The organism is Actinomadura sp. CNU-125 (assembly GCF_001942465.1).
Classification (GTDB): Bacteria; Actinomycetota; Actinomycetes; order Streptosporangiales; family Streptosporangiaceae; genus Spirillospora.
Window position 1 is genome coordinate 1 of record NZ_MKJY01000282.1, and the last position, 6797, is coordinate 6797.

Annotated in this window: 4 protein-coding genes; 1 reads left to right on the forward strand and 3 read right to left on the reverse strand. The window is 73.0% G+C overall.

Features of this window, described 5'->3' with window-relative positions; translation table 11 throughout:
- Positions 1-85 precede the first annotated feature (85 nt).
- From BJF79_RS28730 to BJF79_RS28740, 3 genes are all read right to left on the reverse strand, one after another.
- On the reverse strand, positions 86-2041 hold the full coding sequence (locus BJF79_RS28730) for a type IV secretion system protein (protein ID WP_075902041.1): 1956 nt from the start codon (positions 2039-2041) through the stop codon (positions 86-88).
- Positions 2038-4524, reverse strand: a complete 2487-nt coding sequence (locus BJF79_RS28735; protein ID WP_075902043.1) for an ATP-binding protein — start codon at positions 4522-4524, stop codon at positions 2038-2040. Before BJF79_RS28735 ends, BJF79_RS28730 begins: the two co-directional genes overlap by 4 nt.
- Before the next feature lie 151 nt (positions 4525-4675).
- Positions 4676-5551 (reverse strand): MinD/ParA family protein, encoded by an 876-nt coding sequence (locus BJF79_RS28740; RefSeq protein ID WP_143220256.1) that lies wholly within the window; start codon positions 5549-5551, stop codon positions 4676-4678.
- 1008 nt (positions 5552-6559) lie between these two features.
- Here BJF79_RS28740 and BJF79_RS62070 point away from each other — a divergent pair.
- A partial coding sequence (locus BJF79_RS62070) for a hypothetical protein (protein WP_262402713.1) occupies positions 6560-6797 on the forward strand: 238 nt, incomplete at its 3' end.

A 6797-nucleotide genomic window follows, 5' to 3' on the forward strand; every position in this document is an offset into this window, starting at 1 on the left:
CCCGAGGCCGAGCCGCCGCCGGACGCGGAGCCGCCGCCGTCCGAACGTCCGCGCGTCCCGGAGACGCCGCCGGGCCGCGCCACGATCAAGCCGCCCGCACCGCCTCCCGAACCGCCGCCGGTGTCGCTCCCGTCCGCCGCGCGGCGGACGCGTCACGTCCCGCACGGGACGGCAGGTTCAGCGGGGGCGCGCCGCGCCGCGACCGTCCCTGCGCCGTGCCGGTGCCGCCGCGCGGCTTCGTCGCCGCCAGTACCGGAGCCTCCTCCGGCGACGCGCCATCGCCCGCCCCCGGGCCCGTGCCGCCTGCCCGGCGGTCGGTCAGCGTGCCCGTACCGGTCTGCCCGTCGGCGCCCTGCGCGGCCGCGCCGTTCTCCGCGGCGGCATCGCCCTTGCCGCGACGGCCCAGCCGGTACCCGGCGGCGCCGGGCACCACCGCACCCGCGACCGCCGTCGTGTTCTTCCGGGCCTCCGCGACCGACTTGTCCAGATGCGCCTCGCTCTTCTCCCGCGAGCCCACCGCCGAATAGCCGACCGCCGAGAACAAATGCTGGAACGGTTTGCGGTAGACGAACGCGGCGCCCGTCACCAGTGCGATGAGCAGCACCTGCAGCCCCCACGGCAGCGTCTCGCCGAGGATCAGCCCGTACGCCCACAGCAGCAGCGACAGCACCCCGATCAACGCCGCTTGCTTCAGCAGCATCGACAGCAGCAGTTCCAGCCAGCGGACCGCGATCACCCGCCCGATGCCCGGATGTATCCCGATCCCGAGGAAGATCGGCCCCGCCACCAGCAACAGCAGGAACGCGATCTTCACCACGATCAGCGCGATCGCGATGACCAGGATGAGCAATCCCGCGACCAATGCGGCGAACAGCGCCCCGAACGCCACCGCGAGACGGTTCTGCCAGTTCTTCCCTTGGAATAGCGAGTAGGTCTCGGGATGGTCTTCCTTGATGCTGGAGGCGACGTCCTTGTAGGCGTCCGCCTTCGCCTCCATATCAACATCCTCGGAGCCGTACGTCTCCGGCAGGTCGACCGCCTGCGACCACAGCAACTTGTCGGCGTTGTCCTTGACGATCTTCGCGTCCGGATCCGTCGTACCGAACTCACCCTGAAGCCACGGTTTACAAACCAGCGCCACCCACAACTTGTTCGCGTTGCGTGTGGTCGCGTCCAGGTCGGCCGATTCCGCAGGATCCGGTTGTCCCTCCGGACGCGGGATGCACACCCCGCCCTTCGTGTCGCTCTGCGGCAGCGCCGCGTTGAACGCAGCACCCGTCGCTTCCGACACCTTCGTCCCGAGCGTGGTGAAGTCCGCGGGCCGCGCGATCAGCCACATCAGCGCCACCATCGCGGCGACCATCCACACCACGCCCTCGGTGACCTTGCTGGCGCGCCGCCGGACCAGCCCCCACCAGGCCAGCCACAGCGCCCCGAGGATGACCACCCACGACCAGTAGCGGGCGTTGAAGGTCTCGCCGATGCCGGTGATGACACCGTCCACCGTGTCCTTCAGCCAGCTCAGCAGCGACTCGGACGCCGCCGCCTGGTACACGCTGATCGTCGTGCGGTCGATCGCCCGGACCAGCGTGAACGTGGTGTTGGCGAGGGCGTTGCCCATCATCGCCATCGCGTCCGAGCAGCCCATGTCGACCGCGTACCACGTCTGCCCCGAGGTGCCGTACCGGTCGTAGTTGGTCAATTTCTCCGCAGGCTGCTTCTGCAGCTGCTCGCTGGGGTAGCCGGGCGGTTTGATGAGCCCGTCCGTCCCCGTCCCGTACTGCTCGGGTGCGGGACTGTCCGCAGGCGCGCAGACGTCGTTCGGATTCTTCGACCAAGGAGGTGTCGGAATCGCCGAGGCGGTCGGCGTCATGGGGCTGAGCATCAGCAGCGCCATGATCGTCAACAGGATCGCCGACCGGCGCGTGCGCGGACGGCGGCGGCGTACGCGTCGCCGTCCGCGTCCGCCCAGGACGGACGGGTCCAGCCCCGCCCCCGGCGAACGCTGCAGGCGGGACGTCCGGTGGCGGGGCACGGTCATCGACCGACCTCCTCGGTCTCGGCCCCCGCGACTGTGAGTTCGGACGACCTCGGCCTGGACCGGGTCGGGTTGGTGTCCAGCCAACGCTGCAGTTCCTCGGAGATCAGGTCGACGCCGATGCGTCCCGCACGGCCGTCGAGGTCACGGAAGATGCATTCGCCGTTGCCGAGGTTGCGGAGCACGGCCTTGTGCTCGTCCGACGCCTCCACCCCGAGAAGCGCCATGACGTTGCCGACCTCCACCCGCTCGGTGGAGCGGAAGGAGAACACCGAGGACAGGCAGTTCGTCACCTGCTCGTTGAGCAGGTCCCCCGCGTTCTGGGAGACCAGGATCAGTGCGGTGTTGCGGGAGCGGCCCATCCGCGACACCTCGGGGATCAGCTTGGCCCCCTCGGGCGTCGCGGTGACGGCCCACGCCTCGTCCAGGAAGATCGCCTTGGGCAGCCGCCGGTCCAGGCCGTGCATGAGCCGCCGCGCGAACTGCGACACCAGGTACATCAGCGCGACCGACAGCCGCTGCTCGTAGGAGTAGTCCTCCCGCGCGATGGTGACGTCCGGCAGCGTCAGCCCGCCGAGGGTGAACACCGTCGTCCAGCCCTCGGTGTCGATGCGCTCACCGCCGGACGGGTCGAAGCACAGCCGCGCGAGCCGCATCTCCGACATCGACCGCAGCACCGCGCCGAGGTTCTTCGAGGCCGGGTCCTCCGCGGCCTCCAGGTGGTCGACGACCCGTCCGAGGGACGGCCGTTCCCCGTTCGCGACCGCGCCCACCGCCTGGATCATCGCGGACTCGCGCTCCTCCGACATGCGCGGCAGCAGCAGCCGGAGCGTCTCGGTCGCCATCGTCTTCTTCGCCGCGAGGTCGTCGCCGAACGAGAACGGGTCGAGCAGGCCGGGCGCCGCCGACCCGAGCGGCAGGGTCCGCGCCCGGCGGCCCCGCGACTTCAGCAGCTCGACGAGCGTCTCCGCGTCGCCCTTCGGATCGATCGCCGCGACCGTCACGCCCCGCAGCGCCATCTGGTAGATCAGCAGCAGCGCCAGCGTGGTCTTGCCGCCGCCGGGCTCGCCGGTGATCGCGACGGCCGTCGGACGGTTCCGGGCCGCGGCGACCAGCGGGTCGAAGTGGACGATCGAACGCGCGCGTCCGAGCGTCTCCCCGACGTACGGGCCGATCCAGCCCTCCTGCGCGTCGTCGGGACGGTCGCCGAGGTCGACGGTCGCGACCGGCATGCCGCCCGCGATCGTCCGCAACGGCTGCCGCTGCGCGTACGCGTTCAGCCGGATCCGGTCGCCGGGCAGCGACTCGAGGAACAGGGAGAACTGGTCGCCGGTCGAGTTCACCACGTCGATGCCGATGTCGCGGTAGTGCTCCACCACCGCGTCCACCCGCTGCGCGAGCAGATCTTCGGTCGGCGCCGACACGATCAGCCGGTGCCACCCGTAGACGAACGGCAGCCGCTCCTTGGTGATGCCGTGTTCCAGCATCCGCGCCGCGTCGATCTGCTCCGCCAGCGCGATCGGCGCCTCCGCGCCCGCCTCCCGGATGTGCTGGTCCATGTCCCGGGCGTGGGCGAGCTTGCGCGACACGTCCTTGGACGCCTTCGCCGGCGGGACCAGCTTCATCCGCGCGCTGATCTCGACGGGGAACGGCAGCGCGTCCGCGTAGTGCAACCACGGCTCGCCGTCCGGGAACGGCATCATGTCCGGGAACCTCGCGAACGACAGGTACGCGACGTACGACGCGGCCGTCGCGCCGCCGCCCGCGCCGTGGTTCGGCTGCTCCACCCGCAGGTACGAGCGGCCGTTGTGGATCGCGCCCTCCACCAGCGACTCGATCTCGCCCTTGCCCCACGTCCGTTTCGGGACGGCCGACGGCGGCGGATCGGCGAGCGACCCCGTCACCGCGTGCTGGAACAGCCACGCCACCTCGGTCGAGGTGGCGTGCCGGGCGTAGAGGGCCGAACCGCCGAGCGCCCGTCCGATCCGCTCGGCCTGCTCCGTCCAGCGCCCGATCTCCCGCTTGTCGATCGCGTCGTCGTTGACGCCGAGGACGCTCTCGCTGCGCTTGTAGAACCCGAGGAGCTGCGACAGGACTCCCCCGGACAGGTTGGAGCCCATCCCGCGCGGCCCCAGCCGCACCCCGAGATAGACCTCCTTGGTCCAGAAAGCCTGGGCCCACACGTGGGCGTAGGTCTCCTCCAGGTACTCGTGCCACCCGGGACCGCCGTCGGACGTCCGGTCGAGCGCGAGCGCCCAGTCGGCCGCGGGGTACGTCCGGTGCGCGATCCGCAGATGGACCTCGGCGTCCTGCATCCGGATGCCCGCCAGCGCGATCGTCACGTTGGTGGCGAGCGCCTCGCGCTCCTCCCCGGTGGTGAACTCGTACGACACCGTCGGCAACCGGAAGTACGCCCAGGCCGCGTTGTCGGTGAGCAGCAGCCGGTCGTCGAAGTACCGCACGGCCAGCCGGCTGGACTTGCTCATGCGACCCTCCCGACTCCGGTCCCACCGACTGATTCTCCCGATCCGCGCCGGATCGCGTAGAGATGCCGGAGAGAGTGTTCTCGGTCCGGGCGGTCAGCAACGTCGGTCGCCCCCGCCATGGCGGTCTCCGCTCGGTGCCCGCGAGGGGCGCTCATCGGGTGGCCTCCTGCTCCTGCTGAAGCTCCTGGTAACGCTCGGGCACGACGCCGAACCCGCCGGCGACCACGCCGGCGAGGGCAAGATAGGCACGCCTCGTCGGCGCGCGCAACGACTTCAGCTCGTTGCGCGGCGCGCGGTCCATGCTGAGGTGATCGTCCCACGGAATCCGCACCAGGGCCCGGCACCGGCCCCGCGCCACGGCCTCCGCCTGCTCGACGTCGTCCATGCTCCGCCTGCTGACCCCGTTGATCACCGTGACGGCCCGCGACCGCAACTCCTCGTAACCGTGGCCGTCCAGCCACTCGTACGTCATCGCCACCGCCCGCGGCGCGTCGTTGCTGGCCGGCGCCACGAGCACCAGCTGGTCGGCGTACGGCAGCACCCGCGCCACCACCGCCGCCGCCGTGTCCAGCAGCGTCACCGAGTAGAACCGGTCGATCGTCCGGATCGCCAGCGCGTAGTCGCGGTCGTCGAGGGCCTGCAGCGGGTTCTTGCCGGCCGCGATCACGTCGAGTCCCGACTTGGCCTGCGAGGTGTACCGCCGCATCGCCGTCAGGCTGCCGACCTGGTCGGCCCGTGTGATGAGCCCGGTCAGCGTCTCGTTCGTCTCGCTGCGCGTCCGCCGCGCCAGCGCGCCCGGCCCGGGGTTCACGTCGATCGCGACCACGGGCTCGGCGTTGTGCTGCGCGAACGTGTGCCCGAGCATCAGCGCGGTGACGGTCTGACCGGCCCCGCCCGTGCATCCGAGCACCACCACGTGCCGCGTCCCGCGGAACGGCTGCTGCAACCGCAGCTGGTACTCGGCGTCCACGTCCCCGTGACCGCCGCCGACCGCCTGGAACAACCTCCGCAGCCCACCGGCGCTCACCTCGTGCTCCGGTCCCGGCGGCGTGATCGCCGGACCCGACGGCGGCGCGCGGGCGGCGGCGGCAGCGGCCGCGGCCGTACCGGCGACTGCGGTCCGGACCGGACGTCCCGCGGCGGCGGCTCCTCGTCCTGCGGCATCCCGGGCTCGGGCACCGGCGGCCACGTCTGCGCGTCCGTCGCCGCGGGCCGCGCCGGGTTCGACAACCCCTTCGACCACGGCCGCGGCGCCTCGAGCCGCGCCGCCTCCGCCTCGTCCGGCGCGGGCGGCCACCCCTGCTGCGAGGACCCGGGCACCTGGTGCCCCGGCGCAGGCCGCCCGTCCGGCGTCCCCTCGTGGCCCGGCGACTGCCCGAACGTCCGCGGCGACTCCCCTTGCGGCCGTCCGAACCCGCCCGGCGCCCCCGGTCCTCCGGAGAAACCCGGACGAGGCGGCGGAACCGGACGCCCAGGCTCTCCGCCCGCGACACCACGGTGCGCGGCGCCGGTTCCGGCGCGGGGCCGCTCTGGCCGGCGCTCCCGGGGCGCCTCGGGCACAGACGCACACGCCGACGCGGCCGGAACCGCGGGGACGTCCCGAGCCGGACGGGCGGGCTCGCCGCCCGCGACACCCTGGTCGCGCGACGCCGGTTCCGGCGCCGGCCGCTCACCCGACTGCCCGGCACCGAACGCGGCAGGCTTCTCCGGACGAACCTCCCGCGGCGCCTCAGGCGCAGGCTCAGTCGCCGACGCGGCCGAAACCGCGGCGGCGATGTCGGGCTGCGTCCTCGGCGCGGGCGGACGGCCGTCCTGCACCGGACGCTCAAGCTCCCCGCCCTCGACACCCTTGCGCGGCGCCGCCTCCGAAGCAGGCCGCTCACCCGGACGCCCGGCCCCGAACGCGACGGGACGCTCCGGGCGAACCTCCCGCGGCGCCTCGGGCGCGGGCTCGCTCGCCGACGCGGACGGAACCGCGGGGACGTCTTGAGGCGGCTGCACGGGCCGGGCGGGCTCGCCGCCCGCGACACCCTGGGTGCGCGGCGCCGGTTCCGGCGCGGGGCCGCTCACCCGACTGCCCGGCACCGAACGCCGCAGGCCGCTCCGGACGAAGCTCCTGCGGCGCCTCGGGCGCGCGCTCCTCGCCGACGCGGCCGGAACCGTGGGGACGTCCCGAGGCGGCCGCACCGACTCGGCCGGACGGGCGGGTGCGCCGCCCGCGACATCCTGGGCCCGCTGCGCCGGTTCCGGAGCGGCGGACGCTCGTCCTGCGG

Excerpts from the sequence above, each read along its gene's own strand:
- BJF79_RS28730 (WP_075902041.1), bottom strand. The coding sequence starts at position 2,041 with ATGACCGTGCCCCGCCACCGGACGTCCCGCCTGCAGCGTTCGCCGGGG.
- BJF79_RS28735 (WP_075902043.1), bottom strand. The coding sequence starts at position 4,524 with ATGAGCAAGTCCAGCCGGCTGGCCGTGCGGTACTTCGACGACCGGCTG.